We start from the raw sequence: 15851 nt of genomic DNA, 5'->3' as shown, positions 1-15851 counted from the left end.
TCGATGGTCTCAGAGTTCGCTTTCGTGCCAGCCGCGCAAGCCGATGCGCGCGACCCATACGGTGATGCCGAACAGCACCACGCCCGTGAGCGTGATCAGAAAAAGCGCCGCAAAAAGGCGCGGAATGTTCAACTGGAATCCCGCCTGCAGAATCTGATAAGCCAGACCCGAACCGCTGCCGCCGGTTCCCGCGACGAACTCCGCGACGACCGCACCGATCAGCGAAAGTCCGCTCGAAATCCGCAAGCCGCCGAAGAAATACGGCAGGGCGCTCGGGATGCGCAGACGCACAAGCGTCTGCCAGCGTGTCGCGCGATTGATGCGAAACAGGCTGACAAGGCCCGGGTTGACGCTGCGCAAGCCGAGTGCGGTGTTCGAGATGATGGGGAACAACGCGACGAGCGTCGCGCAGATCACGAGCGCGAACGTCGTGTCCTTCACCCAGATGATGATGAGCGGCGCAATCGCGACGACTGGCGTGACCTGCAGCAAGATTGCATAAGGAAATAAGCTCGCCTCGATCAGCGGACTCTGCGCGAAGAGCAAAGCGACCGCCACGCCCAGGACTGTTGCGAGTGCGAAGGCGAGCAGCGTGATCTTGAGCGTCGCGAGAAGACTCATGACGAGCATCGGGCCATCGGCGACCAATTGCAGCGCGATGTCATGCGGCGCGGGCACGAGATACACCGGCACTTTGAAGAGCGCGCACCAGCCTTCCCAGACCAGCAGCATCAATATGCCGACGACACAGGGCGCCATCGCCTTCGCTACGCCGGGCCGCTGTAACAGCGGCGGGCTGCGCCGGCGCTCGGCTGTCGGCTGCATCGCAGGCTTCGTTGCAAGCGTCTGACTACTCATGATTGCGCTCCTTCGGTATCGACCTGCCTGTCTTCACTCGATGCCAGATGCGCGTCGGTGATCAGGTCCGACAGCGTCTTGCAATGTTGCATGAAGGGTGCCGACACGCGATACGCTTCGTCGCGTTCGGCCGGCCCGCCGATCGGCACGTCGGCGATGATACGCCCCGGCCGCGCCTGCATCACGACTACGCGTCCCGACAGATACACCGCCTCGTAGACGCTGTGCGTGACGAACACCACGGTCATCCCGCGCTTCCTCCAGAGCGCGCGAAGATCGGCATCGAGCTTGTTGCGCGTGAATTCGTCGAGCGCGCCGAATGGCTCGTCGAGCAGCAGCAGGTCGGGTTCCGTGACGAGCGCCCGTGCCAGCGACGCACGCATCTGCATCCCGCCCGACAGCTCGCGCGGACGCGCTGTGCCGAAGCCGCCAAGACCGACGTTCGCGAGCGCCGTGGCGACACGCGCGTCGGCTTCGCGTCGCGGTACGTGCGCGAGGTCGAGCGGCAGGCGCACGTTGTCGGCAATCGACGCCCAGGGCATCAGCGTGGCTTCCTGAAACACCATCGACATGCGCCGCCCGACCGATCCGACGACGCTGAAAGGCTGGCCCCACCACCGCATGTGACCGTGCGTGGGCGTCTCGATGCCGGCAAACATCTTCAGCAGCGTGCTCTTGCCACAACCCGACGGTCCGAGCAGCGAGACAAATTCTCCCGCGCCGATGGTGAGGCGTACATCGTCCAGTGCGATCGTGCCGTTCGGATAGACCTTGTCGACACGCTGGACGGCGAGCGCCGTGTCTTTGCTGTCATCGCTCATGGCCTCATGCCTCCTCTGTATCGATGCGGAACACTTCGCGCTCGCCGTGCTTTTCGAGGAGCTCGAGCAGCATGCGGCGCATTAGCAGTCCGGGCTGATCGGATGCCATGTGGCATTCCTGCTGGCGGCGCACGTCGATGCACGCGTCGTAGTCGGTGGCTTCGAGAATCTCGCGGTCTTCATCGGTGATCGGCCGGTCCCAGTCGATCAGCTCCTGGGTCGAGCATTGCTCTTCGGTGTCGTTGCGATAGAGCCATTGCACGAGCATCATCGTCCGGTCGTCGATCGGCGTCGCGCAGTTGTAGATGATGTGATGCACGCCGCTTGCCGGATACATGCAGCCGAAGCGCCGCGCGAACGGCAAGTACCATCGGTTCATCAGATGGCGCTCGGTGATGTCGTCCGTGGTGCCCGTGATGCGGAAGCTCGCTTGCGGGTTGCGGATCGGCACGCGCGTCTCGGCCTCAAAGCCCCATTCGTTCGGACGGAACTCGTACTTCGATGGCTTCGGATTGTCGAAGAGACCGAAGTTCGACTTGTGCACGAAGCTGAAGTGCGAGTTGTCGAACGAATTCTCCATCATGCGCAGCGGGCTCGTATTCCACTGTTCGTAGAACTGCAGGATGCGCCGGTAGCCCGGTGCGGTTTCCTCGGCAAATTCGGGAATCGGCTGCAGCGGATCGTCGAGCGCAACCCACGCGTAACCGTAGCGCTCCTCGCAGCGATACGACTGCACGATCGCGCGCGACGGAATCTCGCCGCCCGCGTTTTGCGGAATGCGCACGCACTTGCCGCTGCAGTCGTAGGTCCAGCCGTGATATCCGCAGGCGATGTTGCCATCGGCATCGACGAATCCCTTCGAGAGCTTCGCCGTGCGATGGCAACAGCGGTCGCGCAGCGCATGCGGCTTGCCGCCCGCGCCTTTCCACAGGACGATCGGTTCGTCAAGCAGCGTGAACGGCTGCGGACCTGCGTCGAGTTGCGAGATCGGCATGACCGCGTACCAGAAGCGGCGCAAAACTTTCTGACGTGTAACCAGCATGATCGGACTCCTTGATTCCGTGAAGCCCGCTCAGGGCATGACCTTTGCGTTCTGGATATACTGCAGCGTATAGGCGCTCTTATAGTCGGTGCTCGCTTTGAGCAGCTTCGCGCCGACCATGTAGTCGTAGGTCTGCTTCCAGCGCGTGTCGGTCATCGCGCCGATGCCGAGCGTCGAGGCGTCTCCGCCCGTCACGAGCTTCAGCTTCTTCAGTTGCGCCACGCCGAACGCGAGCTGCGCATCGGTCATCTCGGGATTGTCCTTCTTGATGAGCGCGTTGCCCGGCGCCGGATCGGCGAGATAGCTCTTCCAGCCTTCCATCGACGCCTTCACGAAGCGCGCGGCCACATCGGGCTTCTCGGCAAGAGTCTTCTTCATGCCGACGATGGTGGTGTTGTAGGGCGGATAGCCGGCGTCGGCAAAAAGGAAAAAGTGCGTTTTCACGTTCGCGCGTTCGGCCTGGAACGTCTCGGATGACGGATACGCCTGCATCGCGACGTTTGCATCGGCGAAGAACGGCTGGATGTTGAACGTATAGGGACGCGTCTGACCGTCGCTATAGCCATACTTCTCCTTGAGCCAGGGCCACCACGACGTGCGGCCCGAACCCGCGACCAGGATTGTCTTGCCTTTGAGGTCCGCGAGGCTCTTCACGTCGTCGTGCGTGAGCATGCCTTGCGGGTCGAACTGGAATGAGGCGGCGACCGTCGTCACCGGAATCCCCGCCTCGACGCTCGACAGCACCTGGAAGTCGTAGCCGAGAATGAAGTCAGCCTGGCCGCCGACGAGCAACTGCATACCGTTGACCTGCGGGCCGCCCATCCTGATCGTGACGTCGAGCCCGGCTTTCTTGTAGAGGCCCGTGGCCTGTGCCTGATAGAAGCCGCCGTGCTCGGCCTGCGCATACCAGCTTGTCAGGATGGTGACGTGATCGTCGGCGCGCGCCGATGTCGTCGAACAGATACTCGCGGCTAGAACGATGCTGCTCAAGATGCGATTCAATACACGCATGAAAAGGGCTCCCCTGTTGGAACGTAGGAAGACCATGCGGACGTAAGAACGTGTCGGGCGCAATGCGCTCGGCGTGCCGGATGACGATCGAGGAAGATTCGGGGCGATTCACGCAACGCTTCCTGTCGACGGAATCCGGACGATTCCGTTCGAACGTCGAGGCTGGTCGACGTAGGCGCGCGATGCGCCCCAAGAGCAATGCCCCACGCCGGTCAGATACGCCGACGCTAGCCGCTTATACTCTGCAACGCTTTAAGCGATATCCATGCCAGACATTTGTTGCCGGGACTGCCGGACCTCGGGTTGTTGCAGGCCTGTCCGAGAGGGCGATACCGGGGCAGCGGCGCCCAATCGTGAGGCATGGACGCACTGTGAAGGAACGCATTCCTCACAGAGAGACGTTGCACGGTTTTATAAAGGTAGGTGAAAACCCAACCCTTTTTCTGACGGACGCTCTTCAATCAGACTGAAACGATTTTAAAGAGATCGAATACAGATGGGGCTCGCCGTTCGACATGACATCTGTGGTTTTCAGTCCCCCCGCGCACGCAATGAATAATGTGGTTGCAGTGATGCGAGAGGAGTATAGAGACGCAGCGGGAGTCGTCTGTCGAGTCGTCATCGAGAATGTCCGTAAGAGAACTGCAAATTGGACACTCGACACGACCGGGATAACGCGATCCCATTTGCAGCTCCTCGCCGCGAGCACATGAATGGCGCTCGCTGTTCGCAGGGCGCCGTTCAGGCGCCCCGCCAAGCGTCGAGCTCTGCGCGAAGCGCAGCCACTACGCCAGTCCAGTCACCTCGTGTCGTTTGTCGAAACAAGTGCGCCTGTGCGTACCATGGACTATCACTTCTGTCGAGTTGCCATCTCCAGTCCGGCATGAACGGCACAGCAATCCATACGGGCTTTCCGAGCGCCCCCGCCAGATGCGCTACGGCCGTGTCGACGCTGATCACGAGGTCGAGGCGAGCGATCAGCGCAGCCGTCTCAGCGAACGTAGTAAGCTGCGCGGAAACGTCGCGCAGCACCGCGCGCTGCTCAAGCTGCGCGAGGCACGTCCGATCACTGTCACGTACATCATGTTGCAACGCGAAGAAGTCCGCGTCGGCATCGAATAACGGCGTCAGTTGTTCGAGCGATATAGACCGGTTGTGGTCATTCACATGTGTCCGGCTTCCCGACCATACGATCCCAACCTTCCGCCGTCGAGCAGAGGCGGCAAACAGATCGTCCCATTGACGGACAAGCGCGTCGTCTGCGTGAACATATGGACCGGTCACCGCGAGATCGGGTGCGCGAACCTTGAGCGCAAACGGCAGGCTCAGGGTCGGAATGTGATAATCGAAATGCGGCACTTCTCCCGTCTCGCCGATGACTTCGGCCGCGCCCCGATAATTCTTCAGAAGCGGCAGTAGTGCATCCTGAACGCGCAACACGACGCGAGCTCCAGCCGCACTGAGCCGATCCACGAAGCGTACGAATTGGAGCGTGTCGCCGAACCCCTGCTCGTGATGAACGAGTATTGTCCTGTCACGTATCGGTTGCCCGCCGGTCCATAGGGTGCTCTGCGGAAAGCCGTGGCTACCGGTGCCATCGCGCCAACGCCATTCATATTCGCGCCAGCCGTGTTCGAATTCGCCGAGCAGCAAATTCGTCTGAGCCCGATTGGTGCGGGCACCGACGTCGTTCGGATCGATCGAAAGCGCCTTCTTGAATTGAAGCAGCGCCTCATCGAAGCGTCGCAGATCTCGCAATGCGACACCGAGATTGACGTATGCGCGCACGAAACGCGGTTTGAGCGCGATCGCCTGCCGGTAAGCATCCAGCTCGTCCTCATACCGCTCCAACTTACCGAGCAGCGAGCCCCGGTTGTAATGCGCTTCGGCTGACCGCGGCTGGATTTTGCACAGATGCACCAGGATTTCGAGTGCACGCTGCAGTTCGCCAAGCTGTATCAGCCCCATTGCGACGCCATGCAATGAAGCGGCATGGTCTGGGAACCGGGCCAGGCAGCGCTCGAACAGCGCTATTGCATCGTCGTGACGTTGTGCCAACTGACACGCCCGCGCGGCGAAATTCAGTTGTTCAAACGACACGGACATGTGCGCCGATGCCTGTATCAGAAACTCTGCAGCGCGTGCATGATCGCCTTGTTCGGCGGCGATGTAACCGAGGCCCGAAAGCGCTTCACTGTGGTCGGGGATGCTTGCGAGAATACCGTGCAGCAGACTTGCAGCATCGTCGAGTTGACCGGCCATGAGGTTCTTTTGGGCGGCGGCGAGAGCGTGTTCAATGTGCATTGTCACGGGATCTGCTGAACCCATTGACTCCGCCAACCCGGCGCTTCAAAGGGATCTGAAAAGTACTGGGTCTCGTGAATGACCTTCCCCTTGCGGAACTCCATAATGCTTACCGTGTAAGCCGGTCGCCCGTCATAGGTGATGGAGTATTCCGTGATCCATAGATTACCTTCTCCTTGAATTCGCCTGACATCGAAACCTGCTGGCTTGCCTGGATGATGACTCCGCAGTGCCTGCAAATTCATTCGTCCGAGGATTCGCTCACCTGACTGGGGATAGTCACAGATGGCATCGTCATCGTAAATATCGTGTTCTGCGTCGAGATTGCCGGCCGCTGACGCTTGCCAGTGCGCATTCAGGGCTTCAATTATCTTCTCTTCCTGCATGGAGTGCCTCCGGCTACCGTACGTTCACCTATTGCGTGCGTCGTGGGATAAACCCGGGCGCCCGTCCAGACGACTTCGAGACTCCACGAAGCATGTGCTCAATGTGTGCTCTTGCCGGGTCTAAACTTCATCGTGATGGGCAGTTGCTAGCAAGGGGACGACTTCACGAATTGTCTACGATATCTTCGAGCCGGTGTCGAACGACCGTTCCTGGCCCTATCAAGCCGGAAAACATAGATGCATGGCTCAACCCCGATCCACAGGACCGGGAGGCAATGTACGCGATACTTGATGACAGGGACCGGCCGTACTACGAGCATCGCATGGCCGCGTGACGAACACTGCTGGCTCGATTCCGAGCCTTTCGGGGCTGGCCTCGCGAATGCCACGCGCCGAGAGGGGCGAACCGACTCAGCCACGCATTGCAAGCTCCGGCATGGAAGACCCGGGAAGGAGGCAGACATGAGGCAATACAGCACGCGGGTTCCCCGCCTCGGCGTGGTCGCTGCGGTTATCCTGGCCGGCCCGATGCTATTCCAGCCGGCCTTTTCTCAGGACGCAAGCTTCCAGAAGTCAGGCCAACTGGCCGGTGCGGGAGCGCTACGACATATTCAGGCACGCATCACGGGTGTAGACCTGTCACACAACAGTGTGACCTTGCGCGACACGCGCGGCGAAATGGCCGTGATAGAAGTCAGCCCGGACGTCACGGAATTAAAAGAATTTCACCCGGGGGACACGGTGAAAATCGCATATAGAAACGCAATTCTGACGCACCTCACCAAGTCCGCATCCAGTGGCATCCGCGAGCGAATCGAAACCGAGGTTGTGCAGCCAACACAGGATGGCGAAGCCAGTTCAACCCAGAGCGTGGAGTTGCTGGCGACAGTGCTGAAAATCGACCGGAAGAAACGGTTGGTCACACTGCGCGGCCCGACCCTAACTGAGGAATTCGACGTTGCCCCAGACTGTTCTATTGACGGTCTGAAAATCGGAGATTCGGTCCGGGCGAAATTCGTCTCTGCCCGAGCGACTTCGGTTGAGCGGGTCGGGACTGCTCCGCAGTGATAGAAGTGTCGCCCGTCGCCACTTGTCATTGCGACGCAAAACGGTTGCGCGATGTGCATGCATCTCCAACGGACAGCGTGTGCTGGAAAAACGCGCTGCCGCCAAATCGCCGTTATGCGCCGCGACCATGCAAACCTTCGCTGGGCTAAGTCCAAGGATTTCGGTGTGTCAGCATAGACTTGCGGCGATGGTTTGTACGCTCTGACGACTTCGGCGCCGAGAATGGCGTCCCAAGGAAGCCCGGCACGCTTCGCCATGCCCACCATCAGTCTGGACTTGCGCGAACTTCGCGGCTACGGATTCGGTGCGGGCAAGAATGGCACCCGCCTATAATCACTATCAAAAGGTGGGAAGCGCCGTAGCGGGAAACTGCTGGAACGTAAGCGGAGGGCGGATGCGATGCGACGGTTGCAGAAGTTGTAGTGGGCTGGAGCAGCAGTTCGCTCCGCAGTTACATGCTTTGAGGCTCAACAATGAGGCGGCGTCGTGACTACAGACTCCAATAAAAATAGCATGGCTGCGCTGACGCTGGCTGCCATCGGAATTGTGTACGGCGACATTGGAACCAGTCCGCTCTACACAATGAAGGAGGTATTCGCGAAACATCACGGTCTTTCGCCGGTCCCCGTCAATGTGCTGGGGGTGGTCTCGCTGATTTTGTGGGGCCTAATAATCGTAATTTCGCTCAAGTACGTAACTCTTGTTTTGCGGGCGGACAACCGAGGGGAAGGCGGCATTATGGCGATGACCGCGTTAGCGCTATCGTCGGTCACTCAGAAATCCCGTTGGTACTACCCGGTGATGCTGCTTGGCATGGTCGGCGCAGGGCTGTTTTTCGGTGACGGTGTAATTACGCCAGCCATTTCAGTCCTGTCGGCCATTGAAGGGTTGGAAGTGGCCGCACCTGCTCTTAAGCCGTATGTTATCCCTGTGACATTGGCCGTTCTGGTTGCACTGTACTTGTTGCAGCGCAGGGGCACAGCCGGTATCGGGAAATGGTTCGGCCCGATTGTGCTGGTCTGGTTCATTACGCTTGCTGCGATGGGCGTTGCTAATATCGCTAAGAACCCGTTCATTCTGATTGCCTTTAATCCGCTCCACGCCCTCGGCTTTCTCATCCACAACGGGTGGTTGGCCTTCGTCGCCCTCGGTGCGGTTGTCCTGGCGCTCACTGGTGCGGAAGCGCTGTATGCCGATATGGGCCACTTTGGCAAGAAGACAGTTCGCCTGGCCTGGTTCTCTATCGTCGCTCCCGCGCTGGCACTCAATTACCTCGGGCAAGGCGCCTTGTTGTTATCGAATCCGGCAGCGGTTTCGAATCCTTTCTTTCTGCAGCTTGGCCCCTGGAGCGTCTATCCGCTCGTAGTGCTCTCGACGATGGCGACCGTTATCGCATCGCAGGCGACAATCTCTGGTGCATTTTCAGTGACCCAGCAAGCTATTGCACTGGGCTTCCTGCCCCGGATGCGCATCCGCCAGACCTCTGAAAGTCACAAGGGGCAAATCTACATCCCACTCGTCAATTGGCTTCAGCTCACGGCTGTCATATTGGCCGTTGTGGGATTCGGCTCGTCTTCCAATCTGGCTTCGGCCTATGGCATTGCTGCGACCGCCACGATGTTGACGACGACGCTGCTGACATTCTTCGTTGTTCGTTTCGGCTGGAAGTTTCCGCTGTTGCTGTCGGTCGCAGCAACCGGATTCTTCTTGACGATTGACGTCGCTTTGTTCTCTTCCACGAGTTTGAAAATCATTAGCGGCGGCTGGTTTACGCTAACAATCAGTGCGCTAATGGTCATGCTCATGCTGACGTGGCGAAGGGGGCGCGAACTGGTATTCCAAAGCCTCCAACGCCAACTCATCCCTCTCGACGACTTCCTCCAGTCGCTCTTCATCAATCCACCACTGCGCGTGCCTGGTACGGCCGTATTCTTCCGTGCAGAAGGTGACGGCGTACCCCATGCGCTGTTGCACAACCTACTGCATAACCAGGTGCTGCATGAACGAACGATATTTTTGACTGTGTACGCCACCGACATCCCCAGAGTTCCGGATAGGGAACGCATCAAGGTGGTCCCGCATGGACACAACTGCTATCAAGTGAACGTCTACTATGGGTTCTCGGATGAGCGCGACATACCGCGCGCTTTGCAAGAAGGTCGGCATGCTGGGCTCTCGATTGACCCGATGCAAACCTCCTTCTTTATCGCCCGCCAGACAGTCCTCGCCACGCCGAAAGCCGGCATGGCGCTATGGCGGGAGGCCTTGTATTCCGCGATGTCTCGCAACGCTCGCGACGCGGCTGATTACTTCAAGATTCCGCCCAATCGGGTCATCGAACTGGGAGCGCAGGTGGAGATTTGAAGGGTAGTGCCAACTCGAGCGAAGAGTTTCGGGTCCGTCCTTGGCATGACAGCCTGTCGGCGCTTATCGTGGAAACCGCAACCACGCCGAACGTATATTCGCGCAAAAGCACAACTTCTAAGGCTGAGGGTGCGGTATTCGAGCCATGCCTTGGATGAGTGCAGGACGGGCTTCGAGATGTCTGGCCGCGTCCAATCGTTCAATAGGACGTTTTTTTCGGCGGCGGCGCGACCGGTTTGCGGAAGGTTTCCAGGACCGTTGCCGCCTCGAAGGATTTCGTAGCTGAGCGTGTGCTCTTCATCAGCGCTTCGATGCGTTCCGCGGTATCCGTGGAGGGCGCGGGGGTGTACACCATGATGCGAGTACCCGGAGCATCGGGCACCTCGAGCGACAGTGCATCCAGCTCGAGTACGCCCGCAACGGGATGCTCGATCACCTTTCGCCAGTCGCTGCGCTTGAGCACGTCGTGCTCCGCCCACCATTTGCAGAACTCCGAGTCGGTGTCATTCAGTTCTTCGACGAGGTCTCGAAGGAATACTTCGCCGGAGGGACGGAGAATGTAGTCTCCGCGGAACTGTGCGAGAACGCATTTCGCATAGGCGTCCCACTCTCGGAACAGCTTTCGGGCACCTTCCGCATGAAACGTAAACCACAGGAGATTGCAACGGCCGGCCGGCAGGTTTCTGAAGTCAGTGAACACTTTAGTCGCAGCCTCGTTCCACGTGACATAGTTCCAGTTGCCGTCGACCACATAAGCCGGCATGTTGCCTAATTGCTTCAGCATCCGGCGCACGGTGTCAGTCACGTTTTGTGCGATCGGATAAGGCCCGGGCGGCGTGTAATGGTTCGCAAGTTCAAAGAGGTGTGTCCGTTCGCGCGGAGAGAGTTTCAATGCATTAGCTATGCTCTCCACGGTTCGAAACGACACGTTGACTTCGCGGCCCTGTTCGAGCCACGCGTACCACGTGACGCTGATGCCCGCCTTCTCCGCAACCTCTTCACGACGAAGCCCAGGGGTTTTCCGTCGCGGTCCGGATGGGAAATCGATGTCTTCCGGACGCAGACGAGCTCGGCGAGTGCGCAAGAAATCGGCCAGTTCGTTTAACCGCTGCTGCTTTTCCACCGATTCGTCTCCTTGAGTTTTCCTATTCCTGTTACTGCCATTACTAGTAATAGCAGTTGCTAGTTTAGCGAAACGAACCGTGTCACTCTGAGCCCGTCGCTGGCGTTCACCATCCGGTGTTCGGTGAAACGATTATATGTCGTGATCCGAATGAAGATGAAAGGCCCGTGCATGAACGACCGGCAGGACGACAAAAACATTCACGGAGACATAAATGCATCTTTCGTTTCGCCTGATCCGCGCAACCGGGCTTGCTCTCGCTGCCGCGTTGATGATTCCGTCCATGAGCGCGCGCGCCGACTACGCAGGAGCCGCGCGAACCTTCCTTTTCAACCCCGCCGTTCAGATCCCTTTCTCCGATACCGCTAAATTCAAAAAGAAGCCGCCCTACGTGATCGGCTTCGCCAACGCGGGGCTTGGCGACAGTTGGCGCGTAGTCATGCAGCACTCGCTGATGAAGGCGGCGGCGGAGCACACCGATGTCATCAAGCAGCTCATCGTCACTAACGGCAACATGGACGACGCGAAGCAGGCCGCCGACATCCAGGACCTGATATCGCGCGGCGTCGACTTGCTGATCGTCAGCGCGAACACCCAGAGGGCGCTCGATCCTGTCGTCTCGCGCGCGATGAAGCAGGGCATTCCCGTCGTGATGGTCGACCGCCGGATCTCTTCGGATAACTTCGTCTCCTTCGTGACGGGCTCGGATGCCATGATGGGGCGCGTGTGGGCGCAATGGATCGTCGAGAAGCTGCACGGCAAGGGCAACGTCGTCATGCTTGCAGGACAGGCGGGTTCGAGCGTCAGTGCCGACCGCGAGGCCGCGGCCAGGCAGGTGTTCTCGCAGTATCCCGACATCAAGGTGCTCGATACGGTCTACTCGGACTGGAGCCCTGTCAAGGCCAAGCAGCAGATGCAGGCGATGATCGCCAAGTACGGGCACACCATCAACGCGGTCTGGTGCGCTCATGGCTTGCCCGTCGCCGGGTCCATCGACGCGTTCATTGCCGCGGGCTTCAAGGCCGGCGAAATCCCGCCTCATACCACGGCGGACCTCAACGGCCCGCTCCAGCTTGCGTTGAAGTACAAGATTCCAATGCTGGAGATCGGCTATCCGCCGACCATGGGCCGCACTTCCATCGAGGTTGCGCTCAAGGTCCTCGGCGGTCAGACCGTGCCTAAGATCTACGAGATCAGTCCGCAGATCGCGCTGACGCGCGGGGACGAGACGGCGTCGGTGCCGCATCCGGACCAGTACATCGATCAGATCGTCGACAGCAAGGGGCCGCCCGATGTAATCATCGACGGCGGAATGGGCCCGGGTTACAACCCGGCGACCTTCAAGGTCAAGCTACCGGGTGAGAAATGAACGGGCACGCTGACATCAGCGCCGGGGATCTGCTAGAGGTGATTCGGATCACGAAGGAATTCCCCGGCGTGAAAAGCCTCGATCAGGTGTCGCTCGGTGTGCGCGCCGGTGAGATTCATGCGCTGGTGGGCGAGAACGGCGCGGGTAAATCGACGCTCACCAAGATCATGGCCGGCGTCTATGCGCCGGATTCGGGCGAGATACGTTTCGCCGGCCGGCCGTTGCAATGGAAATCGGCCGCAGACGCGAAACGCCATGGCATCCATGTGATCCACCAGGAGCTGGTGCTGTTTCCGCAATCTACTGTCGCTGAGAACATTTTCGCGGGCGCCGAGCCGCGCACGCGGATCGGGCTACTCGATCATGGCCGGATGAATCGGGATGCACAGGCGTTGCTGGGCGAACTGGGCGTGCGGCTCGATTCCCGCGAGCACGTCGGCAACCTCTCCGTCGCCGATCAGCAGATGGTCGAGATCGCCAAGGCCATGGCCGGCGAGACGCGCGTGTTGATCCTCGACGAGCCCACTGCGGTCATCGCGGGCAAGGAAGTGCAATTGCTATTTGCGCGCGTGCGGGCGCTGCGGGAAAAGGGCGTCGCGATCGTCTATATCTCGCATCGGCTCGACGAGATATTCGAGCTGTGCGATCGGGTGACCGTGATGAAGGACGGCCGCAAGGTCGCGACGCAAAGTGTCGCGAACACCACACGCGATCAACTGGTACGTCTGATGGTGGGCCGCGAGATGAAGGACATCTATCCGGACAAGCCGATCCTCGCGCCCGGCGTTCCGAACGTGCTGGAGGTGAACGGTCTGTGCGTGGGCAATCGCGTAGTCGACGCGTCGCTTACCGTGCGTGCCGGCGAGATCGTGGGCATCGCGGGCATGGTGGGATCGGGCCGCACGGAGCTCGCCGCAGGAATCTTCGGTGCGCTGAGAGCGCATCGCGGCACCGTCGACATAGGCGGTACCCGGCGCACCCGCATGACGCCGCGAACCGCCATCCGGCTCGGGCTGGGTTTTGTCACCGAGGATCGCAAGTCCCAGGGGCTGCTCATGCTGCTCGATGTCGCGCAGAACGTCACGGCCACCACGCTTGCGCAGGTGTCGCGCTTTGGCCTGATGCGCCCGGCGCTAGAGCGCGCAGCGGCACAGGCAGCGATCAACGAATACAGGATTGCAGGCGCCCATCCCGCCGGCGGCGTCGCCACGCTCTCCGGAGGGAACCAGCAGAAGGTGCTGATAAGCCGCTGGGTGCGCGTGTGCAAGCGCGTGCTCATTCTCGACGAGCCGACCCGTGGCGTCGATGTCGGTGCGAAAGCCGAGATCTACCGCGTCATGCGCGAATTGACCTCGAGAGGTCTTGGAATCCTGATGATCAGTTCGGAGTTGCAGGAGGTGATCGGCATGTCGGATCGCGTGCTGGTCATGCGGGAAGGCCGTATCAACGGCGAAGTGAGCGGCCAACAGATGACCGAGCACGACATCATGCGCCTTGCCACGACCGAAACGTCACAAACCACAGGAGACGCGCATGAGCACGCTTATTGATCGAACCGGCGGCAGGGCAACCGGCATGCGGCGCCACGTGGCGCATAACGCCGCTCCGTTGGCAGGGTTCTGTCTGCTGGTTTTGCTCCTGATCGCAGGCGCCTATGCCAGCGACCGCTTCGCGACCGTCGGCAACCTGCTGAATGTTCATCAGCAAGCCACGGGACTCGCCCTTGTGGCACTCGGGCAGACGCTGGCCATCCTGACCGGCGGCATCGACCTCTCGGTGGGTTCGCTCATCAGCGCGAGCGCGACTCTCACGTCCGGCCTCGCGGACAACCCTCATGGCGGATGGACGAGCGCCATCGTTGTCGTGCTGCTGCTTTCAGCAGTAGTCGGCCTGATTAATGGCGGCCTCGTGCTGCGGCTCAAGGTCCATCCGCTGATCGTGACGCTCGGCATGGGCGCCGTTTTGCAGGGCGCGATTCTGTACTACTCGCTCGGGCCGGCAGGCAATGTTCCGGACGGCTTCGATTCGATTGCCTACGGCCGCTTCCTGAACATACCGGTGACGGCGACGATCGTAGTACTGCTTTACTTTGCGCTGTCGTTTTTCATGCGCCACACCCGCCTCGGACACTACATCTACATGGTCGGCGACGACGAACATGCGGCCAGCCTCACAGGCGTTCCCAAGGCGCGCGCGATCCTGTTCGTCTACGTCTTCTCCGCAATCTGCGCGGGCGTGACCGGTATCTATCTGGCTGCGCAATTCGGTTCCGGACAGCCCTATCTCGGCGTGAACTACACGCTGGCGTCGATCACGCCCGTGGTGGTGGGCGGCACCGTGCTGACCGGCGGCCGGGGTGGCGTGATCGGCACGCTGATCGCCGTGTACCTGCTGAGCCTTCTCAACAACCTGATCAACTTCGCCGGGATCGCGTCGCAGTACCAACTGATTGTCCAGGGGTTAGCCGTCATCATCGCGGTGTCGGTCAATGCGCAGCGCAAACGGGTGACAGCATGAGTTCGGTTCTCTCCAAACGTCCGTCGCTTGCACGCTATCTCTCGATAGATACAGCGCGCCGCTACGGCATCTATGTCTTCTTCGCGGTCCTGGTCATCGCCTCCGGTGTGTTTTCGCCTACCTTCCTGCGGCGCGACAATGTCGTGAACATGCTGATGCAGTTCGCGCCGCTTGGCATCGTCGTCATTGGGCAGGTGTTCGTGATCCTCGTAGGCGGGCTCGATCTCTCCGTCGCTTCCGTGATGGCGACGGCCGCAGTCATAGCTACGGGCTTCGACGGCACGAACGCATCGGCACCCGCGATCTTCGGCGCGACCGTCGCCATGTGCATGTGCTCCGGCCTGTTGAATGGACTGCTTGTCACGAAACGGCAGGTCTCGCCGTTTCTCGCGACGTTCGCTACGGCCGTCGTACTCGAAGGTCTTCGCTTCGCATACACACAAGGCGCGCCCTCGGGCAACGTTCCGCCCGTTTTTCACGAGATGGGTACCGGCTTTGCCGCGGGCTTGCCGGTCAACATACTGATCCTGGCCGCGTGCGCCACGGTGTTCGGCGTGTTGCTGCATCGGTCCACGTTCGGGCGGCGCGTCTTCATGGTGGGCGGCAATTCGGAATCGGCGCGTCTGGTGGGCGTACGACCGGATCTCGTGCGCATCGTCTGCTATGTACTCAGTTCGCTGTTGGCGGGACTGGCGGGGCTCATCCTGTCGGGCTTTGTCGGCATCGTCGACAACTGGGTCGGCAAAGGCTTTGAACTCGATTCGATCGTTGCGGCGGTCATGGGCGGCGTCGCGCTGTCAGGCGGGCGCGGTACCTTGCCGGGCGGACTGATGGGCGCCGCGATTCTCATCATCGTATTCAACATCGTGTTGCTGATCGGCATGCCGGTTCAGGCGCAGACCATCGTCAAGGGCGTGATCATCATCGGCGCATCGGCCTGCTATGTGACCCGGCGGCGCCGCTAGCAGACCGGATTTCAGGAACGACG

Annotated in this window: 13 protein-coding genes and 2 pseudogenes; 7 read left to right on the top strand and 8 right to left on the bottom strand. The window is 60.3% G+C overall.

Features of this window, described 5'->3' with window-relative positions; translation table 11 throughout:
• Positions 1 to 9: 9 nt before the first annotated feature.
• The 6 genes from J2W46_RS31210 to J2W46_RS31185 form a co-directional block, all read right to left on the bottom strand.
• Positions 10 to 825, bottom strand: coding sequence for an ABC transporter permease (locus J2W46_RS31210; RefSeq protein WP_027804320.1), 816 nt, complete (start codon positions 823 to 825; stop codon positions 10 to 12).
• 29 nt (positions 826 to 854) lie between these two features.
• Positions 855 to 1679, bottom strand: a complete 825-nt coding sequence (locus J2W46_RS31205; RefSeq protein WP_204520868.1) for an ABC transporter ATP-binding protein — start codon at positions 1677 to 1679, stop codon at positions 855 to 857.
• A gap of 4 nt (positions 1680 to 1683) precedes the next feature.
• On the bottom strand, positions 1684 to 2721 hold the full coding sequence (locus J2W46_RS31200) for an aromatic ring-hydroxylating dioxygenase subunit alpha (RefSeq protein ID WP_020066083.1): 1038 nt from the start codon (positions 2719 to 2721) through the stop codon (positions 1684 to 1686).
• A gap of 30 nt (positions 2722 to 2751) precedes the next feature.
• Entirely contained in the window at positions 2752 to 3732 is a 981-nt protein-coding gene (locus J2W46_RS31195; protein ID WP_310359273.1) for an ABC transporter substrate-binding protein, read from the bottom strand.
• Between the two features lie 741 nt (positions 3733 to 4473).
• Complete coding sequence (locus J2W46_RS31190) at positions 4474 to 6036, bottom strand: tetratricopeptide repeat-containing glycosyltransferase family protein (protein ID WP_310359342.1); 1563 nt, start codon at positions 6034 to 6036, stop codon at positions 4474 to 4476.
• 2 nt (positions 6037 to 6038) lie between these two features.
• Positions 6039 to 6422: a nuclear transport factor 2 family protein gene (locus tag J2W46_RS31185; protein WP_088174430.1), complete on the bottom strand. Its 384-nt coding sequence runs from the start codon at positions 6420 to 6422 to the stop codon at positions 6039 to 6041.
• A gap of 215 nt (positions 6423 to 6637) precedes the next feature.
• Between J2W46_RS31185 and J2W46_RS34575 the strand changes: the two are divergent.
• Together J2W46_RS34575 and J2W46_RS31180 are read left to right on the top strand one after the other, a co-directional pair.
• Positions 6638 to 6757, top strand: a pseudogene (locus tag J2W46_RS34575) (SOS response-associated peptidase family protein); the annotation flags it as partial.
• Between the two features lie 127 nt (positions 6758 to 6884).
• Positions 6885 to 7490, top strand: a complete 606-nt coding sequence (locus J2W46_RS31180) for a hypothetical protein (RefSeq protein WP_310359271.1) — start codon at positions 6885 to 6887, stop codon at positions 7488 to 7490.
• A gap of 90 nt (positions 7491 to 7580) precedes the next feature.
• Here the strand turns inward: J2W46_RS31180 and J2W46_RS31175 are convergent.
• A pseudogene (locus J2W46_RS31175) lies at positions 7581 to 7768 on the bottom strand (HAD-IA family hydrolase); the annotation flags it as partial.
• A gap of 208 nt (positions 7769 to 7976) precedes the next feature.
• Here J2W46_RS31175 and J2W46_RS31170 point away from each other — a divergent pair.
• Entirely contained in the window at positions 7977 to 9854 is a 1878-nt protein-coding gene (locus tag J2W46_RS31170) for a potassium transporter Kup (protein WP_027804319.1), read from the top strand.
• Between the two features lie 199 nt (positions 9855 to 10053).
• Here J2W46_RS31170 and J2W46_RS31165 read toward each other — a convergent pair whose 3' ends face one another.
• Complete coding sequence (locus tag J2W46_RS31165) at positions 10054 to 10977, bottom strand: helix-turn-helix transcriptional regulator (RefSeq protein ID WP_310359268.1); 924 nt, start codon at positions 10975 to 10977, stop codon at positions 10054 to 10056.
• A 214-nt stretch (positions 10978 to 11191) separates the two neighbouring features.
• On the opposite strand from J2W46_RS31165, the gene J2W46_RS31160 reads away from it, so the two are divergent.
• Genes J2W46_RS31160 through J2W46_RS31145 form a run of 4 tightly spaced genes read left to right on the top strand, consistent with a single transcriptional unit; the run spans position 11192 to position 15828 of the window.
• A complete protein-coding gene (locus tag J2W46_RS31160) occupies positions 11192 to 12346 on the top strand; it encodes an ABC transporter substrate-binding protein (protein ID WP_310359266.1) in 1155 nt (384 codons plus the stop codon).
• A complete protein-coding gene (locus tag J2W46_RS31155; protein ID WP_310359264.1) occupies positions 12343 to 13896 on the top strand; it encodes a sugar ABC transporter ATP-binding protein in 1554 nt (517 codons plus the stop codon). Before J2W46_RS31160 ends, J2W46_RS31155 begins: the two co-directional genes overlap by 4 nt.
• Positions 13880 to 14863, top strand: a complete 984-nt coding sequence (locus tag J2W46_RS31150) for an ABC transporter permease (RefSeq protein WP_310359262.1) — start codon at positions 13880 to 13882, stop codon at positions 14861 to 14863. The genes J2W46_RS31155 and J2W46_RS31150 overlap by 17 nt, the downstream gene beginning before the upstream one ends.
• Positions 14860 to 15828 carry an ABC transporter permease gene (locus tag J2W46_RS31145; RefSeq protein ID WP_088174434.1) on the top strand — a complete coding sequence of 323 codons (969 nt, stop codon included), beginning with the start codon at positions 14860 to 14862 and terminating at the stop codon, positions 15826 to 15828. Before J2W46_RS31150 ends, J2W46_RS31145 begins: the two co-directional genes overlap by 4 nt.
• Positions 15829 to 15851: the final 23 nt, after the last annotated feature.

The sequence above is a fragment of the Paraburkholderia strydomiana genome (assembly GCF_031456815.1).
In the GTDB taxonomy this organism is placed as follows: domain Bacteria; phylum Pseudomonadota; class Gammaproteobacteria; order Burkholderiales; family Burkholderiaceae; genus Paraburkholderia; species Paraburkholderia caledonica.
The sequence above is the reverse complement of the archived record's forward strand: the minus strand, read 5'-3'. Positions and strand labels throughout refer to the sequence as shown.

Coding starts and splice junctions, on each gene's coding strand:
- J2W46_RS31210 (WP_027804320.1), bottom strand. CDS start 825: ATGCAGCCGACAGCCGAGCGCCGGCGCAGCCCGCCGCTGTTACAGCGG.
- J2W46_RS31205 (WP_204520868.1), bottom strand. CDS start 1,679: ATGAGCGATGACAGCAAAGACACGGCGCTCGCCGTCCAGCGTGTCGAC.
- J2W46_RS31200 (WP_020066083.1), bottom strand. CDS start 2,721: ATGCTGGTTACACGTCAGAAAGTTTTGCGCCGCTTCTGGTACGCGGTC.
- J2W46_RS31195 (WP_310359273.1), bottom strand. CDS start 3,732: ATGCGTGTATTGAATCGCATCTTGAGCAGCATCGTTCTAGCCGCGAGT.
- J2W46_RS31190 (WP_310359342.1), bottom strand. CDS start 6,036: ATGCACATTGAACACGCTCTCGCCGCCGCCCAAAAGAACCTCATGGCC.
- J2W46_RS31185 (WP_088174430.1), bottom strand. CDS start 6,422: ATGCAGGAAGAGAAGATAATTGAAGCCCTGAATGCGCACTGGCAAGCG.
- J2W46_RS31180 (WP_310359271.1), top strand. CDS start 6,885: ATGAGGCAATACAGCACGCGGGTTCCCCGCCTCGGCGTGGTCGCTGCG.
- J2W46_RS31160 (WP_310359266.1), top strand. CDS start 11,192: ATGCATCTTTCGTTTCGCCTGATCCGCGCAACCGGGCTTGCTCTCGCT.
- J2W46_RS31155 (WP_310359264.1), top strand. CDS start 12,343: ATGAACGGGCACGCTGACATCAGCGCCGGGGATCTGCTAGAGGTGATT.
- J2W46_RS31150 (WP_310359262.1), top strand. CDS start 13,880: ATGAGCACGCTTATTGATCGAACCGGCGGCAGGGCAACCGGCATGCGG.
- J2W46_RS31145 (WP_088174434.1), top strand. CDS start 14,860: ATGAGTTCGGTTCTCTCCAAACGTCCGTCGCTTGCACGCTATCTCTCG.